Origin of the sequence: Propionicimonas paludicola (genome assembly GCF_002563675.1) — a bacterium.
Classification (GTDB): Bacteria; Actinomycetota; Actinomycetes; order Propionibacteriales; family Propionibacteriaceae; genus Propionicimonas; species Propionicimonas paludicola.
The window spans coordinates 2,030,099-2,050,185 of record NZ_PDJC01000001.1; the positions used below are offsets into that span (position 1 = coordinate 2,030,099).

20 protein-coding genes and 1 tRNA gene are annotated in these 20,087 nt (G+C 68.6%); 7 read left to right on the forward strand and 14 right to left on the reverse strand.

Features of this window, described 5'->3' with window-relative positions; translation table 11 throughout:
- Positions 1 to 46 precede the first annotated feature (46 nt).
- Complete coding sequence (greA, locus tag ATK74_RS09510) at positions 47 to 550, forward strand: transcription elongation factor GreA (protein WP_098460807.1); 504 nt, start codon at positions 47 to 49, stop codon at positions 548 to 550.
- A 3-nt stretch (positions 551 to 553) separates the two neighbouring features.
- Here greA and ATK74_RS09515 read toward each other — a convergent pair whose 3' ends face one another.
- The 3 genes from ATK74_RS09515 to ATK74_RS09525 are packed head-to-tail and all read right to left on the reverse strand — an operon-like array spanning position 554 to position 3,021.
- Positions 554 to 940, reverse strand: coding sequence for a DUF2089 domain-containing protein (locus ATK74_RS09515; protein ID WP_098460808.1), 387 nt, complete (start codon positions 938 to 940; stop codon positions 554 to 556).
- Positions 937 to 1,869 carry a hypothetical protein gene (locus ATK74_RS09520; RefSeq protein ID WP_098460809.1) on the reverse strand — a complete coding sequence of 311 codons (933 nt, stop codon included), beginning with the start codon at positions 1,867 to 1,869 and terminating at the stop codon, positions 937 to 939. Before ATK74_RS09520 ends, ATK74_RS09515 begins: the two co-directional genes overlap by 4 nt.
- A 51-nt stretch (positions 1,870 to 1,920) precedes the next feature.
- Entirely contained in the window at positions 1,921 to 3,021 is a 1,101-nt protein-coding gene (locus ATK74_RS09525) for an AI-2E family transporter (protein WP_098460810.1), read from the reverse strand.
- 134 nt (positions 3,022 to 3,155) lie between these two features.
- Between ATK74_RS09525 and ATK74_RS09530 the strand changes: the two genes are divergently transcribed.
- Positions 3,156 to 3,890 carry a uracil-DNA glycosylase gene (locus tag ATK74_RS09530; RefSeq protein WP_098462170.1) on the forward strand — a complete coding sequence of 245 codons (735 nt, stop codon included), beginning with the start codon at positions 3,156 to 3,158 and terminating at the stop codon, positions 3,888 to 3,890.
- Between the two features lie 37 nt (positions 3,891 to 3,927).
- Entirely contained in the window at positions 3,928 to 4,548 is a 621-nt protein-coding gene (gene msrA / locus ATK74_RS09535; RefSeq protein WP_245840875.1) for a peptide-methionine (S)-S-oxide reductase MsrA, read from the forward strand.
- Between the two features lie 28 nt (positions 4,549 to 4,576).
- On the opposite strand, the gene ATK74_RS09540 is transcribed toward msrA, so the two are convergent.
- On the reverse strand, positions 4,577 to 4,993 hold the full coding sequence (locus ATK74_RS09540) for an SRPBCC family protein (protein ID WP_098460812.1): 417 nt from the start codon (positions 4,991 to 4,993) through the stop codon (positions 4,577 to 4,579).
- A 697-nt stretch (positions 4,994 to 5,690) separates the two neighbouring features.
- Here ATK74_RS09540 and ATK74_RS09545 point away from each other — a divergent pair.
- Positions 5,691 to 6,791 (forward strand): calcium:cation antiporter, encoded by a 1,101-nt coding sequence (locus ATK74_RS09545; RefSeq protein WP_098460813.1) that lies wholly within the window; start codon positions 5,691 to 5,693, stop codon positions 6,789 to 6,791.
- A 7-nt stretch (positions 6,792 to 6,798) separates the two neighbouring features.
- On the opposite strand, the gene ATK74_RS09550 is transcribed toward ATK74_RS09545, so the two are convergent.
- Complete coding sequence (locus tag ATK74_RS09550; RefSeq protein ID WP_098460814.1) at positions 6,799 to 7,392, reverse strand: DNA-3-methyladenine glycosylase; 594 nt, start codon at positions 7,390 to 7,392, stop codon at positions 6,799 to 6,801.
- Between the two features lie 57 nt (positions 7,393 to 7,449).
- On the opposite strand from ATK74_RS09550, the gene ATK74_RS09555 reads away from it, so the two are divergent.
- Positions 7,450 to 8,394, forward strand: coding sequence for a hypothetical protein (locus ATK74_RS09555; protein WP_143483619.1), 945 nt, complete (start codon positions 7,450 to 7,452; stop codon positions 8,392 to 8,394).
- Here ATK74_RS09555 and ATK74_RS09560 read toward each other — a convergent pair.
- Positions 8,384 to 9,421 (reverse strand): DNA adenine methylase, encoded by a 1,038-nt coding sequence (locus ATK74_RS09560; RefSeq protein ID WP_098460816.1) that lies wholly within the window; start codon positions 9,419 to 9,421, stop codon positions 8,384 to 8,386. The genes ATK74_RS09555 and ATK74_RS09560 overlap by 11 nt on opposite strands.
- Positions 9,422 to 9,605: 184 nt before the next feature.
- On the opposite strand from ATK74_RS09560, the gene ATK74_RS09565 reads away from it, so the two are divergent.
- Positions 9,606 to 10,301: an NUDIX hydrolase gene (locus ATK74_RS09565; protein WP_098460817.1), complete on the forward strand. Its 696-nt coding sequence runs from the start codon at positions 9,606 to 9,608 to the stop codon at positions 10,299 to 10,301.
- Positions 10,302 to 10,381: 80 nt separating this feature from the next.
- Here ATK74_RS09565 and ATK74_RS09570 read toward each other — a convergent pair whose 3' ends face one another.
- The 4 genes from ATK74_RS09570 to ATK74_RS09585 form a co-directional block, all read right to left on the reverse strand.
- Positions 10,382 to 11,206 (reverse strand): Bax inhibitor-1/YccA family protein, encoded by an 825-nt coding sequence (locus ATK74_RS09570; protein ID WP_098460818.1) that lies wholly within the window; start codon positions 11,204 to 11,206, stop codon positions 10,382 to 10,384.
- A gap of 152 nt (positions 11,207 to 11,358) precedes the next feature.
- Positions 11,359 to 11,432, reverse strand: a tRNA-Leu gene (locus ATK74_RS09575).
- A 13-nt stretch (positions 11,433 to 11,445) separates the two neighbouring features.
- The gene (locus tag ATK74_RS09580) at positions 11,446 to 11,979 is read right to left on the reverse strand and encodes a DUF501 domain-containing protein (protein ID WP_211283333.1); all 534 of its coding nucleotides are present in this window, start codon (positions 11,977 to 11,979) and stop codon (positions 11,446 to 11,448) included.
- 32 nt (positions 11,980 to 12,011) lie between these two features.
- Positions 12,012 to 12,476: an FtsB family cell division protein gene (locus tag ATK74_RS09585; protein WP_169923804.1), complete on the reverse strand. Its 465-nt coding sequence runs from the start codon at positions 12,474 to 12,476 to the stop codon at positions 12,012 to 12,014.
- Positions 12,477 to 12,677: 201 nt separating this feature from the next.
- On the opposite strand from ATK74_RS09585, the gene ATK74_RS09590 reads away from it, so the two are divergent.
- Positions 12,678 to 13,607 (forward strand): coiled-coil domain-containing protein, encoded by a 930-nt coding sequence (locus ATK74_RS09590; RefSeq protein WP_098460821.1) that lies wholly within the window; start codon positions 12,678 to 12,680, stop codon positions 13,605 to 13,607.
- A 250-nt stretch (positions 13,608 to 13,857) separates the two neighbouring features.
- On the opposite strand, the gene eno is transcribed toward ATK74_RS09590, so the two are convergent.
- The 4 genes from eno to mfd all read right to left on the reverse strand — a co-directional run bounded on the left by eno (position 13,858) and on the right by mfd (position 20,037).
- The gene (gene eno, locus ATK74_RS09595) at positions 13,858 to 15,138 is read right to left on the reverse strand and encodes a phosphopyruvate hydratase (protein WP_098460822.1); all 1,281 of its coding nucleotides are present in this window, start codon (positions 15,136 to 15,138) and stop codon (positions 13,858 to 13,860) included.
- A 120-nt stretch (positions 15,139 to 15,258) separates the two neighbouring features.
- Positions 15,259 to 15,891 carry a nucleoside triphosphate pyrophosphohydrolase gene (locus tag ATK74_RS09600; RefSeq protein WP_098460823.1) on the reverse strand — a complete coding sequence of 211 codons (633 nt, stop codon included), beginning with the start codon at positions 15,889 to 15,891 and terminating at the stop codon, positions 15,259 to 15,261.
- Between the two features lie 3 nt (positions 15,892 to 15,894).
- A complete protein-coding gene (locus ATK74_RS09605; protein WP_098460824.1) occupies positions 15,895 to 16,419 on the reverse strand; it encodes a hypothetical protein in 525 nt (174 codons plus the stop codon).
- Positions 16,420 to 16,461: 42 nt separating this feature from the next.
- A complete protein-coding gene (gene mfd, locus ATK74_RS09610) occupies positions 16,462 to 20,037 on the reverse strand; it encodes a transcription-repair coupling factor (protein ID WP_098460825.1) in 3,576 nt (1,191 codons plus the stop codon).
- Positions 20,038 to 20,087 lie beyond the last annotated feature (50 nt).

The window sequence follows — 20,087 nt, forward strand, 5'->3', positions numbered from 1 at the left end:
CACCGGCCCCGAGCGTCCACCACGCTCGCGCTAGGCTGGTCCGACTATGACCGAACAATCTGTCACCTGGCTCACCCCCGAGGCCTTCGAACGCCTCAGTGCCGAACTCGCTCACCTCAAGGGCGAGGGCCGGCGAATGGTTTCAGCGAAGATCGCTCAAGCACGCGAAGAGGGCGATCTGTCCGAGAACGGCGGCTATCACGCCGCCCGCGAAGAGCAGGGTCATCAGGAAGCCAGAATCCGCCAGCTCACCCAGATGCTGGAGAACGCCCAGGTCGGCGAGGCCGTCGTCGACGCCGACGAGGTCGTCCCCGGCGTCGCGGTGACCATCTACTACGACGATGACCCGGACGACACCGACACCTTCCTGCTCGGCTCCCGCGAGCTGATGGGCGTGGACGATTCGGTGGACCTCGAGGTGTTCAGCCCGCAGTCTCCGCTGGGCGCGGCCATCATGGGCCGCAAGGTCGGCGAGTCGGCCAGCTACATCGCTCCGACCGGCAAGCCGATCCAGGTCACCGTCGTCGAGGTCAAGCCCTTCACCAGCTGAGCGTCAGTCGAGGTTGGCCAGCAGCACGGCGGCTTCGGCCGGATCGAGAGCGCCGGTGGCCACCTCGCTGAGCACCTGCTCGCGGGTCATGGTGGGAACGGTGTTGGCGTCACTGCCCAGACCGAGCTTCATCAGCAGCTCGGTGAACCGAGCCCGGGCGGTCGGGTAGGACACTCCCAGGTGCTTCTCCACCTCACGCAGGTTGCCGCGCGAGGCCAGGAAGACCCGCAACAACTCGGTCTCCCGCTCGTCCAGAGCGCAGAAGTCGCAGTGGCCGAACTCACCGGCCAGCTCGGAGCCACAGTTGCGGCAGCCGAGCCGGGTGGTGATCAGTTCGTCCCCACAGACCGGGCAGTCGGACGGGGCCCGATAGGTCGGCGCCTTGCTCATCGCAGGTCCTCGGCTGCGCCGGAGCGGATGCTGGCGAAGCCCATCACCACGCCGACGTCGAGCCGGGCCGAGCCGTTGCCGAGGACGACCTCGTCCAGCGGGCCGTTGTGGACGCCGGACCAGTTGATCTTGCCCAGCTGCGCCTCGCCGTGGACGGTGACGTTGGAGTTCTCGTCCAGGTCGATGTTCAGGTTGCCGGACTCGACCCGGACCCGGGAGCGTCCGCTGGTGATCGCACCGCTCAGGTTCACCGAGCCGGCCTGCACCAGGACGTCATTGGCCTCACTGATGTCACTGAGCTCGGCGCCGCCGGCGGTGATCCGGATCTTGCCCAGGTACGGCACCCCGGAGCAGGTCAGGTGGCCGGCGGTGATCTCGACGTCGACCGCGATCGACGGGTTCACCCGCAAGTACAGCTCCTTGCCCAGACCGAGCGAGCGGATGTCGTCCAGGCTGCGCGGCGGACGGAGCAGGCTGAAGCCGTCCAGGCTGGGCCCGAACTCGCCATCGCTGTTCACCTCGAGCACCGAGCCCGAGCGGCGCAGCACATGCGGGCCCTCGGCGGACGCGGTGGCCACACTCGGGTCGCCGACGATCCGGACCCGGCGGCCGACGACTCGTACCGAGATCCGATCGACGCCCTTGCTGCCGGCCGCCCGGCGGCGTCCGGCGCTGGCGGCGTCCACCGGCGGCTGCTCGAAGATCTCGCGGGCATGCGGGGCGTACTGACGGCGACCGGCGTCGGGGTCGTTGGCCAGCTCTTCGTCACTCGGTTCGGCGTCGATGATCTCGGCGGCCACCGGCTCGTCCTCGGCGTGCCGAGGCTGGGCCTCGGCCTTGAGCGCATCAATGCGCCGGGCGGCCTCCGCGGCGTCAATGCGTCCGGCGGCCAGTTCCTCCAGAATCGGAGTCAGATCAGGATTGCTCATGAAGCAATGGTAGATCGGGCTTTCCAGAACAGAAAGGTTGGCTTACCACTTTCAGGGTCTGCTCGGGGTCGGCTCCTGCAGCCGTTGTGGATCCAGGCCGCGAATGAAGGCGGTGCCGAAGGCCAGCACCGGAATCACCAGCAGAGCACCGACGATGCCGGCGATGGTGGCGCCGACCGCCAGTCCGATCAGCACGGCCAGCGGGTGCAGCGACGCCGCCCGGCCGAGCAGGATCGGCTGCAGGAAGTGCCCCTCGGCCTGCACCACGAAGACGGTGATTGCCAACATGATCAGCGCAGTCACCGGGCCGTAGCTGACCAGAGCCAGCGCGCAGGCCACCGTTCCGGCCAGGACCGCCCCGACCACCGGGATGAAGGCAGTGATGAAGGTCAGCGCGAACAGCGCCCAGGCCATCGGCAGCTGCAGCACCAGGGCACCGATCAGGATGCCGAGGGCATCCACCAGGGCCACCAGGACCTGCGCCCGCATGTAGGCGACCAGCGAGGTCCAGCCGTTGGCCGCGGCACGGCCGGTCCGCTCCTGATAGTGGCTGGGCAGCACCCGCAGGATCGACTCCCAGATCCGCTGTCCGGACGCCAGGAAGAAGAAGGTGGCGATCAGCGCGATGGCGAACCCTGCGAAGAAGTGACCGACGCCAACTCCGGCCGCGGCCACCATGGACGCCAGGTCGGCCCGGGAGTTGTTCACCCACTCGGTGAGCTGGGCGTAGTAGCCGTCCAGCTGAGCCTGATCGATGTGCAGCGGTCCACTGGCCAGCCAGCCGAGCAGGGTGCCGATTCCGGCCACGGCCTTGTCGAACAGCTGCGGCCATTCCTTGACCACCTGGGTACCGATCGCGAAGAACACCCCAGCCAGGACCAGCGCAGTGAGCAGCAGCGTCGAGATCGCGGCCAGCGGACCGGGCCAGCGCCAGGTGCGCAGCCGCGAGTTGATCGGGGCCAACAGGGCCGTGAGCAACACGGCCACGGCCAACGGCACGGTGACTCCGGAGAAGTAGGTGATCAGCCACCAGATCCCGGCCAGGGCGGCCGCCACCAGCAGTCCGCGCCAGGCCCACTCGGAGGCGGTGATCAGACCGACGGGCACTCGCCGATCGGCGACCGGACGACGTCTCGAACTGGCGCTTCGCATGCCCGAACTGTAGCCAGCGGCACGGCCCGCGCAGATGAGGTGGGTCCCTGAACCGTCCCGGAGTCGCCGAGCGGACGGCCGGAGTCGCCCGGCCGGTGGCACCGGCCGCAACCGGCATCGGGCAGCTCGGACGCATGGCCGGACCCGGCGATAAGGTGGCCGGCGTGAGGAAGCCGCTGGCCGAGTTGATGGCACCGGACTGGGCGCAGGCGCTGGCCCCGGTGGAGCCGGTGATCGCCGAGATGGGGGACTTCCTGCGGGCCGAGCTGGCCGCCGGCCGCGGCTATCTGCCCAGCGGAGACCGGGTCCTGCGCGCCTTCTCCCGGCCCCTGGCCGACGTCCGGGTGCTGATCGTGGGTCAGGATCCCTATCCGAACCCGGGCCACCCGGTCGGACTGTCCTTCTCAGTGGCCCCCGACGTCCGTCCGCTGCCGCAGAGCCTGGCCAACATCTACACCGAGCTGGAAGCCGATCTCGGCATCCCCAAGGCGGCCTCCGGCGACCTCACCGGCTGGTTCGAGCAGGGCGTGCTGCTGCTGAACAGGGTGCTCACAGTGCGCCCGGGCGCCTCGGCGTCCCATCGCGGCAAGGGCTGGGAGAAGGTCACCGAGGCAGCCATCGACGCTCTGGTCGCGCGCGGCGGTCCACTGGTCGCCATCTTGTGGGGAAAGGATGCGCAATCCCTGGCCCCTCGGCTGGGCGGCATCCCCCAGATCGCCTCGGCCCACCCGTCCCCGATGTCGGCCCGCTACGGCTTCTTCGGCTCCCGACCGTTCAGCCGGGCCAACCAGGCCTTGATCGAACAGGGTGCTGCGCCGATCGACTGGCGGCTCGAGCCGGCCACCCATGGAATGTCCGCCAGCGAGTAGGTGTTCTGCAGACGTGTTCGGATTCACGAAAACCACCATGGTCTCCCCCACTGCCTCGCTGCCCGGACGAGACCGCCCGGTGCTCACCCCCGGGACCACGTTCCACGAGGTGCTCGGCACCAAGATCGACCAGACCCCCGAGGGGGCCGAGGTCGCCTACTTCGCGTTGGGCTGTTTCTGGGGTGCAGAGAAGCTGTTCTGGGAGCAGGACGGCGTGCTCACCACCGCGGTCGGCTACCAGGGCGGCTACACCCCGAACCCCACCTACGAAGAGGTCTGCAGCGGCGCCACCGGTCATGCCGAGAGCGTCCGGGTCGTCTTCGACCCGAGCCGGGTGAGCTACCGACAGCTGCTGCGGGTCTTCCTGGAGAACCACGACCCCACCCAGGGGATGCGTCAGGGAAATGATCACGGCACTCAGTACCGCTCGATCCTGTTCGTGACCGACGAGGGCCAGCGGGCCGCAGCCGAGGCTACCCTGGCCGAGTACCAGCCCGAACTGACCCGGGCCGGCTTCGGCGCGATCACCACCGAGGTGACCGATGCCGGGCCGTTCTATTACGCGGAGCGCTACCACCAGGGCTACCTGGCCAAGAATCCGGACGGGTACTGCCCGGTGCACGCCACCGGCGTGCGGTGCCGGCCGGCCTCAGCGTAGGCGGCGTGGGCCGACCGGCAGCACGGCGTCAGGCCAGCAGAGCGGCCAGTTTCTCCAGCGCCTGCTCCCAGCGGTGAGCCAGCGCGGCGGTATCGAAGTAGGCGGGGACGTGTTGATGTCGGACCTCGATCGAGGTCTGGTTGTCACCTTCGGCCACCAGGTCCACCTCAACGATGGTCTTGGGGGCGTCTTCGGCCACATGCCAACTGAACCGAATCTGTTCCAAGGGGTGGTAGGAGCGGATCACCCCGAAGGTGCCGTCCGCGGCCTGCCAGCTGTCTCCCTTGTCGCCGAGCTCGGCACCAGGGCCGAGGAGCGCTTCGGCGCCCTCACGGCACGCCAGAGTTTTCCAAACTTGCTTGAGAGGTTGGGACACCGACCGACGAATCTCAACGGTGGTGTCCACCGGATTCACGAGCGTGTCGCCCTGACTGATATCAATCATCCTTGGACCTCGTTCCACTCAGTGGTTCGAAACCCCCCGCCATTGGGGAGTTACCGGCCACCCTACTCACCTTGAGCCGGGATGGAAGAGGGTTGCGGCAACCAGTTCGGACGCCGCAAATCCTGCTCTGGGGCGTGTCGGTCCCGGCCCGGCGAGTCGCCAGCCGATAGACATATTCCAAGCCGGACCAAGTATGAGTTGGTCCGGCTTCGTGCGTTCTGGAGCCGTCCGTGGGCGTGGCTGGAGAGACAGCTGTGACGGCTGTGACAGACGGGCCGAAACTCGTTCACAATCGCTCAGGAAAGCTCTTGCGCACCCCTCGCAGACCGGCGTAGAACATAGCTACGCAATCGCGGATGCCGGGTCGAAAGGCACAGCAAACGAGGTGGCGGACGGATGGCAATCGAGATCCTCTGAGCCTGCGGAGCAATCTGCGGGAGCCCTCGGACAGGGGCGGATCAGGCGGGCCGCCGGGTTCAGACAGGTTCGGTCTGGACGACTCGAAGGCCGGACCAACTCATACTTGGTCCGGCCTTCACCCTTGTCACAGACAAAGGTCCAGCACAGGGCTGCGGCTCTGGCGCCCGCCCCCGCCGACAGCACGGGTGACCTGGCCGCCTCCGGTCGCGCCGCCCGTTCGCGACGAGCGAAGCATTGCCCCCTCGGCTCGCAGATGGCGACCACATAGGATTCGGGCATGGCGGCACCACGGATCACGGCCCTGATGGACTGGACGATCAGCGTCCCGGTGGTGGCAGTCGTGCTGCTGGCAGTCACCTGGGGTGGCCAGCCTCCGGCCTGGCTGCTGGCCGTGGCCGGCGCCTTCCTGGTCGGTTCGGTGCTGGCCGCCGTCCATCACGCCGAGGTGGTCGCCCATCGAGTCGGCGAGCCGTTCGGGTCGCTGGTGCTGGCCGTGGCCGTGACCGTGATCGAGGTGGCACTGATCGTCACCTTGATGCTGTCCGGCAAGGGCAACACCACCACTTTGGCCCGGGACACCGTGTTCGCCGCCGTGATGATCACCATGAACGGGATCGTCGGACTGTCCCTGCTGGTGGCTGCTTCCCGGCACCACCTGGCCGTGTTCAATGCCGAGGGCTCCGGGTCGGCGCTGGGTACCGTGGTCGCCCTCTCCGGCCTGACTTTGGTGCTGCCGAGGTTCACCACCAGCGAAGCCGGGCCGGTGTTCAGCTCCGAGCAGCTCGCCTTCGCCGCGGTCGCCTCGCTGGCGCTGTACGGGATGTTCGTGTTCACTCAGACCATCCGGCACCGGGACTTCTTCCTGCCCACCGGCACCGACGGCACTCCCCTCGACGAGGACGTCCACGCTGAGCCACCGACCCTGGCCGCCACCTTCACCAGCCTGGCCGCCCTGCTGGTGGCCCTGATCGCCGTGGTGGGCCTGACCAAGGTCGAGTCGCCGGCGATCGAGTCCGGCGTCCAGGCGCTCGGGTTCCCGCATACCGTCGTGGGCGTGGTGATCGCCTTGATGGTCCTGCTGCCCGAGTCGATCGCGGCCGTGAAGGCGGCCGGACGCAACCGCGTCCAGACCAGCATGAACCTCGCCTACGGCTCGGCCATGGCCTCGATCGGGCTGACCATCCCGACCATCGCCATCGCCTCGATCTGGATCCCGGACAAGCTGTCGTTGGGCCTGGAGCCCACCCAGATGGTGCTGCTGCTGATCTCGGCCGTGGTCGCCGTGCTCACCGTCACTCCGGGCCGGGCCAAGACGCTGCAGGGCTGGGTGCACCTGTCACTGCTGGCCGCCTACCTGTTCTTGTCGGTTCGCCCCTGAACCGAGCTCACCAGTCCAGGCGACCGGCCACGATTCGCGGGCTTCGCCGATAGGCCGAGACCGTCAGATCGCCGGCCGCCCAGAACCGCCACGGCCGCTGGTGGCCCACGCTCACCCCGACCCGCGGCCCGCTGACCACCTCCACCGGTTCGCCCGGCACCAGCACCAATGCGTCCGGCGCGGCTTCGGCGACGATTGGACGCCGGTTGTCGGCCAGCGTCCAGCCGAAGACCCGGCCCAGGTTCCCCGGACCGCGGGCCAGTGCCACATCGCTCACCCCCGGACGCCGCCGACGCGCGACCGAGATGCCGGCCACCACCTCACCGGCCCGGAACAGCACTGCCGAGCCACCCCCGGGTCGGCCGCAGACCAGGTTCCCGCAGATGTGCAGCCCGTGTGACCGATAGCAGTACAAGGTACCCGGATCGCCGAACAGGGCCAGGTTCACCGGACGCGGCCCGCGCCAGGCATGAGAGGCCGGATCGTCCTGGCCGGAGTAGGCCTCGACCTCGGTGAGCCGCACGGTGATCTCCCCATCGCGCAGCAGTGCCCCGACCAGCAGCGGCGCCAGCTTCTCCGCGGACAGTTCGACGTCGATCACCGGGACAGCCTCCCGCCTGAGGCAGCCGTCCCGCTGCGGTGGCGCTAACCTCGATGGGTGCACAACCACTCCCACCGGCTATCGGCCTGCCTTGTTCTGGCCGCGATGCTGCTGGCGGGCTGCACCCCCGCATCCCTGACTCCGTCCACCCCACCGAAGGCGGTGGTCAGCGCCAGCCCCAGCCCGACCGCAAGCGCGATCGACTTCACTCGGGTCGGTGCGGCGCGGAACATGATCGACCAGCTGATCGCCGCGGCCGGCTCCGATGAGCTGCTGATGGCGGAGGTGACCGCCGACACCGTGCAGATCGGCGTCCTGAAGAACGGCCAGGCCTCGACCTGGGCCTATCGGGACGGGACCGTGGGCAAGGTGATCGGCGATCTCACCTATGTGAACCAGGCGACCTTCGACATCAGTCGGTTCAACATCGACAATGTCGGGGCCATCTTCGACGCCGCTGCCGCGGTCTCCGGTTCCTCCCAGGACCAGGCCCTGAACATCGTCGACAATGCCGGCGGGGACGTGGTCATGTCCGTCACCACGGTCCCGGAGACGAAGACCGTCTTCTTCAACCCGAACGGCAGCCTGCTCAAGCTGCTCGACTTCGACAACGTCGACAGCATCCAGACCGGGCTCGAAGAAGCTCTCGGGATCCGGACCCTGGTCTACTCGATCACGATCTCGGCGAGCCAGGGCGTCCAGGTGGTCTGCACCGGAGGCACCAACCGGCTCGTCCATCGCAGCCGCGGCCTGCGCGTCCCGGTGACCGCCGTGACCATCCCGGGAACCCGCGACCTGCCGGAGTTCTCCGCCACCAAGGTGGATCCGGTCACCATCTGGCGGGTGGTCCACAGCCTGCGGGATGGCAAGAGGGCGGCGGTGGACGCAGACTGGAAAGTGGTCATCGACGATCGGGAAGGCCACGGGACGGCCCGCATGCACTTCAGCGTCGGCAGCCTGAACGTGACCACCACTCTGGGTGGCGTCACTCTCAGCGAATGATCTGGGCCAGCCGCTCCTCGGGCGCGCTGACCAGCAGATACTCGACGTTGCGTTCCGGTCCGGCCTCACCGACCCGGCGTCCGTCGGGCGAGAAGACGCCCAGCCGCTGACCGATGTAGCGCTTGGTGTCATAGGCGAGCACCGCCACCGGGTTGCCCCGAGCCTGGCAGAACTCCTGCAGTTGGGGCAGCGGCACGAAACCCTCATTGCTGAACGAGACCACCACCGTCTCGGCCCTGGCTTCGGCAATCACCGCGGCCAACGCCTCGGGCATCCGGCGCTTGGAGTTGAAGGCGCTACGGGTCTCCTCGTCGCGGGCGTCCACCCGCTTGCAGGCGATCCCGTAGTGCGCCGGTGAGTCCCAGCGAACCAGGGTCTCCCAGACGTGGTAGTTGGTGAAGTAGCGATGCTGGTTGTAGGGCGGGTCCAGGTAGGCCAGGTCGACCGGCTCCAGTTCTGCCACGAGCTCCAGGGCATCGCCCCGGATCGCCTTCCCGGTGCCCGGGGTGAGTTCGGGTGCGCTCAGCCGCAGCGGACGCAGCGCCCGCGGCGCCCACTGCTTGAGGTAGGCCATCTGCAGCCCCAGCGTCGAGTCGACCCGGTCGGCCGCCTCGAGCAACGACGTCAGCAACACCGGACGGAGCCAGTGGTCGGCGTAGAGATCGTCGATCCCCTGTCGGATCGCATCGATCCGGACCCCGTTGTCGGGGTGGAAGTAGCGGGCCTGCTCACAGAAGACCTCGGTGACGTAGCCGCGCCGATCCGGCAGGGCAGACAGCCGGGCCAGGGCCTCGTCCACTTCGGCGGGATCGACCGCGTCCGCGTCGAGTTCGACGTAGCACTTGGCCAGGACCTCGGAGTAGGCGGCGGTGTCGACGCAGGCCACCCAGCCACCGAGACGGCAGAACTCCTGTGCCACCCGAGTAGTGCCGGTGAACAGGTCCAACGCAGTCTGGGCGCCGGACTGGCTGAAGAGCCGGCCCAACTCACCCACCAGGCGCCGCTTGGAGCCCAGGTACTTGATCAAAGTGGGATCGACGTACCGTGACGTCCAGACTGCCGACGGCAGCCTGCCTTCTGGTCGTGGCGCTTCATTCGTCCCCTACCTGGCTGGTGTGCACCGAAGCATATGCTCCCGGCTTTGGTTACTGGTGGGTTACCTGCGGGCGCGGCCACTTGGGCGGGGGTGGTCGCTGCGACATGATGGATCGATGCGGATCATCGGGGTTGAGGTGGCCGGCGGTCTGCCGGTTCTCAACGTGGACCTCGAACACGGGGCCGATCCGCATCGACTGGCCTGGGAGAGCGGCTTTCGGATCGTCCGGCTGCTCTCCGCGAACGGCTCGGCGCCGGACGTCACCCTGACCGCTCAAGTCTCCCGCCACGGACGCAGCGCAGAGCTACCCGCCGCCAAGCCACGCTCCCTCGACTTCACCGACGAGCCGGCCACCTCACCGATCGTCCGGCAGCGGTTGGCCGCCTACGGCGTCGTACTGTCCGAGCGCGGCCTGCTGGCCACTCAGTTCTCCGACCTCACGGCGGTGCCCAACCTGTGGGGACTGCCCGGCGGTGGGATCGACCCCGGGGAGAGCCCGGCGCAGGCCCTGATCCGCGAGGTGATCGAGGAGACCGGGCAGCAACTGGAGATCCGCCAACTGCTGGATGTGCAGACCGACCACTGGATCGGACGCTCCCCCAGCCAAGTGATGGAGGACTTCCACGCCGTCCGGATCATCTACGCGGCCTACAGCCCCGATGCCGGCGACCCGGTGGTGAACGATGTGGGCGGGACGACCGCCGACGCCGCCTGGGTGAGTCTGGACGCCTGGTCGGAGTGGCCATGGACGTCCGGGGCCCGGGTGCTGCTGGAGCGCCACCTGGCCGACCTCACCGCCGGCCTGGGCTGAACTCGTCCGAACGCAGCAGTCCCCGCCCGGAGACCGGACGGGGACTGAGGCTGGGTGGACGGTGATGGACCGTCCCCGGGCTAGTTGCGGTTGAAGTAGCTGAGCAGGCGGAGCAGCTCGAGGTAGAGCCAGACCAGAGTGACGGTCAGGCCGAAGGCGCCTCGCCAGGACTCCGAAGCCACCGCACCCTGGGCGATGCCCTGCTCGATGAAGTCGAAGTCCAGGATCAGGTTGAACACGGCCAGGCCGACGCCGATCGCTGAGGCCGCCAGGGCCCAGCCGGTCATGTTGCCGGCCGTGATGAAGGACATCCCGAAGAAGGACAGCACCAGGTTCACCAGCAGCACGCCGGCGTAGGCCATGGTCCCGATCGCGACCATCTGGCGGAATCGGCCGCTGACCTTGATCCGGAAGTACTTGTAGGCACCCAGGGTGGCCGCGGCGGCGACCAGCGTGCCGAGCACGGCGGCCGGCAGGATCCCGTTGCCAAAGAGGTAGGCGTAGATGTAGCTGACCCCGCCGACGAACACGCCCTCGATGGCGGCATAGGCCAGGACGAAGCCGGGGTTCACCTTCCGGCGCAGGCTGACCACCATGGCCGCACCGAAAGCGACCAGAGCCGCCACGATGGTGGCGACACTGAGCCCGGGCAGCGGAATCAGCCCGGTGTTGGCGGCGAAGAAGGTGAGCGCGGCGACCACGGTGACCAGGCCGAGCGTGATCGCAGTCTTGGTGATCACGTCGTCCAGAGTCATCCGGCCGGCGGGCACGTCCGGCTGACCGAACTGCGCGGCGTTCACGTCACCCTGTCCCGGGGCGTAGGTCTGGTACTGGCTGTAGCTCTGCACCGGCGCGGTCTGCCAGGCGTCCGGCTTGGAAAGGACCGGGTTGCTGCTGCGGGCCATCGTCTTTCTCCTCCTTGGGTTGGCGGCGGCGTGCCGTCGTCGTCTTCCATGGTAGGCAACGCTCAACCGGTCTGGCTGTGTTCCGTCCCTGAGAACTCCCCTAGCCAACCCCTACCTCGCCACAACCCGAGCCGCCCAGGTCAGACAACCGGTGCCCCCAATGGGATTCGAACCCATACTTGGGCGGGTTTAAGCCGCCTGCCTCTACCGGTTGGGCCATGGGGGCCTGGCTGAGGAGTCTATTCGGCGGCTTGGTCCGCCGTGGCCGGTTCGGCGCCGGCGCCGCGGCAGGGTCGCGCCCAGAACTCGCCGAGTCGTTCCAGCGCCTCATCGCCCAACGGGTTCACGCCTGGTCCGGCGGCCAACGAGTGAGCGACCAGGACGTGCAGGCACTTCACCCGCTCCGGCATCCCGCCGGCGCTGATCCCGGCGATCTCGGGCACCTCGCCGAGCCGAGCCCGGTCGTCCAGGTAGGCCTGATGGGCCCCCCGATAGTCGGCCGCAAGTTCCGGATCGGTGAGGAGGCGCTCCGACATCTCGGTCATCAGCCCGCTGGCCTCCAGAGTCGAGCAACCGGACGTGGCTCGCTGACAGGTCAGGTAGTAGGTGGTCGGGAACGGGGTGCCGTCCGGCAGCCGCGGGCTGGTCGCCACCACGCCCGGCTTGCCGCAGGGGCACCGCCAGGCGACGCCGACCGCGCCGCGAGGCTCTCGTCCGAGTTGGGCGTGGATCGCCTCCCGGTCGGCTTCGGTGATCGGTTCCAGCTCAGGCATGTGCGCCATTGTCCCATGGGGGACGAGGCGGCTCAGCGCCGGGTGACCTTGCGGGCCGGGGCGTCGGCGGTCTCGATCGAACCGAGCATCCGATCCCACCAGACCGGGGTGCGCTCGCCTTGGGCCAGCCCTCGTTCGGACTCCAGGGTCACTCCCCCGCCGATCGGCTGCCCGTCGGCTCCGACCACCCGATAGCCGGTCTCTCCCGGCATCACCCAGCCGAGCCGGGCCCGGGCCTGAGTGCGGACATAGTCCGGATCGTTCCAGCGGCTGAGTTCGGCCTCCAGGTCGGCCACCTGTGCGGTGCGGTCCCGGATCTGCTGCTCGGCCACCGCCAGATCGTGTTGCTGGCCCAGGTAGATCTGCAGCGAGCCACCGTAGGACAGCGCGAGCACCACCAGCACCAGGCCCAAGACCATGGCTCGGCGGGTCACCCGCAGGCCCCGCAGCCAGATGGCCGGAGTGCTGATCGCGGTGGTCGGTTCGCTCGGGCTCACCGGGGCCGAGTCGGCGCTGCGCGCAGTCGTCCGGGTACGCCGCTGCTGCGGACGCCCTGGTCCAGCGCTACCGCCCCGCGGTCCGCGCGAGCCACCTGCCATCGGCCACCTCCAATCGCGTTCCAGGATAGGTGGCGCTCGGCCGTGGTCAGCTTGCCGACTCGCCCACGCGGTGAGGCAAGCCCGGTTAGGCTCAACTGGGTGAGCACAGAGGAGTTGTTTGCCGCCCTGGACGCCTGCGCCGAACGAGATCGGCTACTGACTCGGCTGGCCAAGGCCACCACGGACGAGTCGAGAGCCCAGCGGACCGCGGACAAAGCCAGAAGCCAGGTCAGCACCGAGACCGTCGAGTTGAAAGCACTGGAGGACTTCAGCCCCACCCAGTTGTGGGCGAGACTGCGGGGCAGCCACCAAACCGACCTGGAGCGGGAACAGGCCGAGCTGCAGGCTGCGCTCTATCAGGCCCGCTCGGCCGAGGGGGCCCTCAGCGAGGCGTCCTCGCTGGTGCGGCAGCTTCGTACCCAGCTCGCCGCCCTCGGCGATGTGGACGGGCGTCGCCGCCGGGCGCTCGACGCCACCGAGGCCGAGCTGCGCCAGGCCGGCGGCGCGCAGGCACAGGAGCTGATCGATATTTCCCAGCGCCACGCGGCCAGCCTTGCCGCAGCCAAGGAAGTCGGCGAGGCCATAGCGGCGGCCGATCAGGCCTCGGTTCGCCTGCAGGCTGCGATCAGTGAGCTCGACAGCGCCGAGAGCCTCGCCGACTTCGATGTCTTCCTGCGCGGCGGCCTGTTGGTCGATGCCATGAAGTATGAGCGGATCGATCGGGCCGTGGCCGCGCTTCGCTCGGCCGGTCAGGCGCTGCAGCGGCTCTCCGCCGAGCTCCTCGATGTGGACTTGCCGACCATCCCGGGGCTGGACATCCCCGACCTCAGCCGGACCTTCGACGTCTGGTTCGACAACTTCTTCTCCGACCTCGAGATTCGCGGACGGATCACGGCGGCCGCCGAGAGCAGCCGGCGGGCGCTCAGCGCCGTGTCCGGGGTGCGCACCGAGTTGGCCCGCCGATACAGCGAACTGGTCGGCGAGCAGGAGCAGCTGGCCCAGCAGCGAGTGGCCGTGATGGCGCGCTGAGGCAACCGGCCGCGCCGTTGGTGGTGGCTCGGCGAGGCCTCCTACCGGCCGATCACGAGCCCGGTTACCCCAGGGCGAGGCGATGTGCCGCCTCGATGGCCTTCGGACCCGTATCCAGCTCGGAATGATGGATCGAGACGGCAGATCCCGTCATCCCCAACGGCTACGCAACCCCCGGACCCTGCACCAGCCCCGAAAAGCGACCAGCGCCGGACGGTGAACCGTCCGGCGCTGGTTGAGTACTACGAACTCAGGCCTTGAACCGCGGGAAAGCGGAGGCGCCGGCGTAGCGAGCCGCGTCGTCGAGGTCCTCCTCGATGCGCAGCAGCTGGTTGTACTTGGCAACCCGCTCGGTACGAGCCGGGGCGCCGGACTTGATCTGGCCACAGCCGAGGGCAACAGCCAGGTCGGCGATGGTGGTGTCCTCGGTCTCGCCGGAACGGTGGCTCATCATGGTGGTGTAGCCACTGCGGTGAGCCAGGGTCACGGCGTCGATGGTCTCGGTGAGGGAACCGATCTGGTTCACCTTGACCAGCAGCGAGTTGGCGGTGCCGGTGGCGATGCCCTTGCCGAGGCGGGTCACGTTGGTGACGAACAGGTCGTCGCCCACCAGCTGGACCTTGTCACCGAGCACGTCGGTGATGACCTTCCAGCCTTCCCAGTCCTCCTCGTTCAGCGGATCCTCGATCGAGACCAGCGGGTAGTTGGCGACCAGCTTCTCGTAGTACTCGATCAGCTCGGCAGCCTGCTTCTGCTCACCCTCGAAGGCGTACTTGCCATCGGAGTAGAACTCGGAGGCGGCCACGTCCAGAGCCAGGGCGACGTCCTTGCCTGCGGCGAAGCCGGCCTTGCCGATCGCCTCGAGGATCAGGTCGAGGGCCTCAGCGTTGCTGGACAGGTTCGGGGCGAAGCCACCCTCGTCGCCAAGACCGGTGGACAGGCCACGGGCCTTCAGCACTGCCTTCAGCGAGTGGTACACACCGGCACCGATCTCGAGGGCCTCGGCGAAGGTGCCGGCGCCGATCGGGGCGATCATGAACTCCTGGATGTCAACGTTGGAGTCGGCGTGCGACCCACCGTTGAGGATGTTCATCATCGGAACCGGCAGCACATTAGCGGTCGGGCCACCGAGGTAGCGGTACAGCGGCAGGCCGGCCGAATCGGCGGCGGCGTGCGCGACGGCCAGGGAGACACCCAGGATCGCGTTGGCGCCGAGCTTGCCCTTGTTGTCGGTGCCGTCGAGCTCGATCATGGCCTGGTCGAGCAGGCGCTGCTCGTCAGCCTCCATGCCGATCACCTCGGGGGCGATCTGCTCGATCACATTCTCGACGGCCTTCAGCACACCCTTGCCGCCGTAGTGCGCGGCATCGCCGTCGCGCAGTTCCACGGCCTCGAACGCGCCGGTCGAAGCACCGGACGGCACCGCAGCGCGGCCCTCGGCGCCATCGTCCAGGACGACCTGGACTTCCACGGTCGGGTTGCCGCGGGAGTCGAAGATCTGCCGGGCGTCAACGAAATCGATACTTGCCACGATGAGTGCCTTTCAAGCGGAATTCACGTCAGGATCAGCCTACCCCGGTCACCACCCAGCGAGTTCCACTGGACGGGGTCAGCCCGGCGCCCGCAATCGTGCCTCGGGCGCCGGCGCGGCTCAGCGGGACTGCTCGGCCGCCTGAATCTGGGCTTCGACCTCGCGGACGGCGGCCCGAGCCACCTGCTCAGGATCCAGGCCGAGTTCCACGGCGCGCTGCGCCAAATGGACGAAAGCTGCCCCGAGCTCGGCCTGCTCCAGCTCGGAGACCGCCGCCGAGGGCGGCGGCAGGGTGATCCCGTGACTCGCGGCTCGTCCGATCACCTTGTGTGCCCGGCTCAGCGCGGACAGCCGCTGCGGGATCCCGTCCAAGGCGGACGTGCGGTGCTTCTCGGCCGCCTTCGCCTGCTCCCAGGAGCCCATCAAGTCGGCCGGCACCTCGGCTTCGGAGAAGACATAGGGGTGTCGGGCGATCAACTTGTCGGAGATCCCACGAGCCACTTCGGCGATGGTGAAGCGTCCGGTCTCGGCGGCGATCTCGGCGTGGAAGATCACCTGCAGCAGCAGATCGCCGAGCTCCTCGACCAGCTGATCGTCAGCGCCGGCCTCGATCGCCTCGACCACCTCCATGGTCTCTTCGACCAGGTAGTGGATCAGCGATTCGTGGGTCTGCTGGGCGTCCCAGGGGCAGTCCGAGCGCAGCCGGTGCATGACCGCCACCAGCCGGTCGAGCTCGGCCAGGTGGTCGCTCATCGACTACGGCTTGTTCGGCGCCAGCTCGGACAGCGAGCCGCCGGCGTTGGTCAGCTGAAGCTGAGCCGGATCCCAGTCGCCATAGCGCGGGTTGACCGTGATCTTGGTGTTCTGAACGACGTCGCTGAAAGCGGTCTTGCCCTCAGCGGACTGCGTGACCAGGTACAGGTCGGCGTAGCGCTGGATGAACGCGGCGGTGGCCGGCTGAGTGGCCATGGCCCCCAGCACCGGGTTGCTCGCGTAGAGCGGCTTGCGGTCGTTGTCGGTGAAGTTGAGCCCGGCCTTCACCATGGCGGCATGGCCCAGCTCGGACTGGATCAGCAGGCTGATCACCGTCGGGGTGAGCTTGGTCGCGGTTTCCTTGTCGGTTCCGGCAGCCGCAAGCGCTGCGGCGATCGGCGCCACCTCAGCGTCAGTGATCCGATGATCGCCGACTTGAGCCGCCGTCTGCGGGCTTCCCGCACACCCGGCCAGAGCCAGCAATCCGGCGCAGAACAGCGCCACCACCTTCGCCGTGAACTTGCTCATCTGTCGTCAGCCACCTTCTCGGGAACGTTCGCCGTCGCGATCCTACCTGCTGGCGACCGGGGACGCCGCCGGGGACGGCCCGGCGAAAAGATCGGTCAGCACCTTGCCGGCCCAGGCCAGCAACTCGGCATCGACCAGCGGTTGGCCAGTGATCGGACGGGTCATCGGTCGCGGCACCAGGATGAAACCGGACGCCTTGCGCACCTGGGAGCCGGGGTACAGCCGGGCCAGCCGGAGCTGGGCGGAGTCGGGCAGATCGGCCGGGGCGAACCGGATGAAGTTCCCTTGGGCGACCACCTCTTGCACCCCGCAGTTCTTCGCGTGCAACCGGAAGGCGGCCACCGCGAGCAGCGCCGCTACCGGATCCGGTAGCGGACCATAGCGGTCCAGCAGCTCTTCGCGGACCGCCTCGATATCGGCCTCGGTGGCCACCGCCGCCAGCCGCTTGTACATCTCGAGGCGCAGCCGCTCGGATTCGACGTAGTCAGCGGGCAGATGAGCATCGACGGGCAGTTCGATCTTCATCTCCGGCTCAGGCTCGGCCTCTTCGCCGCGGTACTCGGCGACCGCCTCCCCGACCAGCCGGATGTACAAGTCGAAGCCCACCTCGGCGATGTGCCCGGACTGCTCGCCGCCGAGCAGATTGCCGGCGCCGCGTATCTCCAGGTCCTTCATGGCGATGGCCATGCCGGCGCCCAGGTCGGTGTGCGCGGCCATGGTGGCCAGCCGATCGTGGGCGGTGTCGGTCAGCGTCCGCTCGCCGGGATAGAAGAAGTAGGCGTAGCCGCGGTCGCGACTTCGTCCGACCCGGCCCCGCAGCTGGTGCAGCTGGGACAGGCCGAGCAGGTCGGCGCGCTCGATCAGCAAGGTGTTGGCCGTCGAGACGTCCAGACCGGCCTCGACGATCGTGGTGCAGACCAGGACGTCGAAGCGCCGTTCCCAGAAGTCGACCATCACCTGCTCGAGGGCGCGTTCGCTCATCTGTCCGTGGGCCACGGCGACCCGGGCCTCGGGCACCAGCTCAGCGATGTGGGCGGCCGCCTTCTCGATGGTCTGCACTCGGTTGTGAATGAAGAAGGCCTGGCCCTCTCGAGCCAACTCGCGGCGGATCGCGGCCCGGACCTGGTTGTCGTCGTAGGGCCCGGCGAAGGTGAGCACCGGATGCCGTTCTTCGGGCGGGGTGGCGATCACGCTCATCTCCCGGATGCCGGTGATCGCCATCTCCAGGGTGCGCGGGATCGGGGTGGCGCTCATGGCCAGCACGTCGACGTTGAGCCGCAGCTTCTTCAGGGCCTCCTTGTGCTCGACTCCGAAGCGCTGCTCCTCGTCGATGATCACCAAGCCGAGATCCTTGAAAGTCACCGAACCGGCCAGCAGCCCGTGCGTTCCGACCACGACGTCCACGCTGCCGTCGGCCAGGCCGGCGATCACCTTCTTCTTGTCGGCGTCGGTGGAGAACCGGCTGAGCGAGGCGACCGTAACCGGGAAGCCGGCATAGCGGTCGGCGAAGGTGGCGTAGTGCTGCTGGACCAGCAGCGTTGTCGGCACCAGGACCGCCACCTGCTTGCCGTCCATCACGGCCTTGAAGGCAGCCCGCACGGCGATCTCGGTCTTGCCGTAACCGACATCGCCGCAGATCAGCCGATCCATCGGGACGACCTGCTCCATGTCCTGCTTGACCTCGCTGATCGCGGACAGCTGATCGGGAGTCTCCACGTAGACGAAGGCGTCCTCGAGTTCGGACTGCCAGGGCGAGTCCTGACTGAAGGCGTGGCCGCGGGATGCCTGCCGGGCGGCGTACAGCTTGATCAGCTCCGAGGCGATCTCGCGGACGGCCTTGCGGGCCCGTGACTTCCGCTTGGCCCAGTCGCCGCCGCCGAGCTTGTCCAGGGTCGGCGCCTCGCCACCCACGTAGCGGGTGACCAGGTGCAACTGGTCCATCGGCACGTAGAGCCGGTCGCCGGGCTGGCCGCGCTTGCTGGGCGCATAGTCGAGGACGAGGTACTCGCGGGTGGCGCCGGCCACGGTCCGCTGGACCATTTCGACGTAGCGGCCCACCCCATGGGTTTCGTGGACGACCGGGTCGCCTGCAGCCAGCTCGAGCGGATCGATCTGGTTCTTGCGGCGGGCCGGCATCTTGCGGGAGGCCTTGTCGGGCTCACGTTGTCCGGACAGATCGCCGGCGGTGAAGACGTCCAGCCCGATCCCGGGAATGCTGAAACCGTGCCGCAGGTCCGCACCCACCACGCTGATCAGTCCGGCCGGCGGCGCCTCGGTGAGGTCGGGCGGACGGCTGACCGGAAGGTCGGCCCCGCCGAGCACCTCGGCCATCCGGGCCACCAGGCCCGGCGAGTCGGCGACCAGCACCACCCGATGGCCGGCCCCGGCAGCTTCCCGGATGGCGGCAACGGCAGCCTCGGTGTCGCCGCGCCAGACCGGAGCCTCGGTGGCCTCCAGCGACCGGCTGGGCACCGAACTGGCGTCGGCCGCCATGGCCGGGCCGGCATCGTCCGCGCCGAACGGCGAGAAGCTCCACCACGCCTGACCCCGCTCCAGGGCGTGGGCGCGGACATCGGCCAAGCTGCGATAGGCGGACGCCCCCAGATCGATCGGCGCCGCTCCCCCGGCCGCCGCCGCGGCCCAGGACGCCTGCAGGAACTCCTCGCTAGTGGCGACCAGTTCCTTGGCTCGGGAGCGGATCCGCTCCGGGTCCTCGATCAGGATCTGGGTGTTGGCCGGCATGACGTCGATCAGCAGTTCGAGGCCGTCCACCAACACCGGGGCCAGCGACTCCATACCGTCCACGGCGTGCCCGGCGGCGATCCGCTCGAACAACTCCCCCAGGTTGCCCGGCTCATTGGCCTGCTGGGCGGCCAGCGCGGCGGCCCGGGCCCGGACCGCGTCGGTGATCAGCAACTCGCGGCAGGGCGAGGCGGTGACCTCGGGCAGGGTCTGGTCGAAGGAGCGCTGGTCGGCTACCGAGAACGGTCGGATCTCTTCGACGGTGTCGCCGAAGAAGTCCACCCGGACCGGGTGTTCCAAGGTCGGCGGGAAGATGTCGATGATGCCGCCACGGACGCAGAACTCGCCGCGGCGCTCGACCAGGTCGACCCGCAGATAGGCGGCGGCGACCAGCCGCTGGGCCACCTCGTTGAGTTCATACTCCTGGCCGGAGACCAGTTGGACCGGCAGCAGCTCCCCCAGGCCGACCACCTGCGGCTGGAGCATCGAGCGGATCGGGGCCACCACCACCCGTGGGGCCGGCAGCGGGTCATTGCCAGCCAGCCGGCGCAGAACGGTCAGTCGGCGTCCCACCGTGTCCGAGCGTGGGCTGAGCCGCTCGTGCGGCAGGGTCTCCCAGGCCGGGTAGTACGCGACCTCGTCCTCACCCAGCAGCGAGGACAGACTGGCCGTGATGGCTTCCGCCTCCCGGAACGTGGAGGCTACGACCAGCAGCGGCCGTTCGGTCTGGGCGGCGAACGCGGCCACCAGCAAGGGACGCACCGGGGTCGGGATTGTCAGATCGAGGGTAGGCAGGCGACCGGTCCGGCAATCCGCAATCACCTGGGATAGCACCGGCTCGGTACCGAGATAGCCGATCAGCCCGCTCAAACTCACCGGGCAACCCTACTCGGCCGCCCGGACAGGAACCCGGACGGCCACCACAC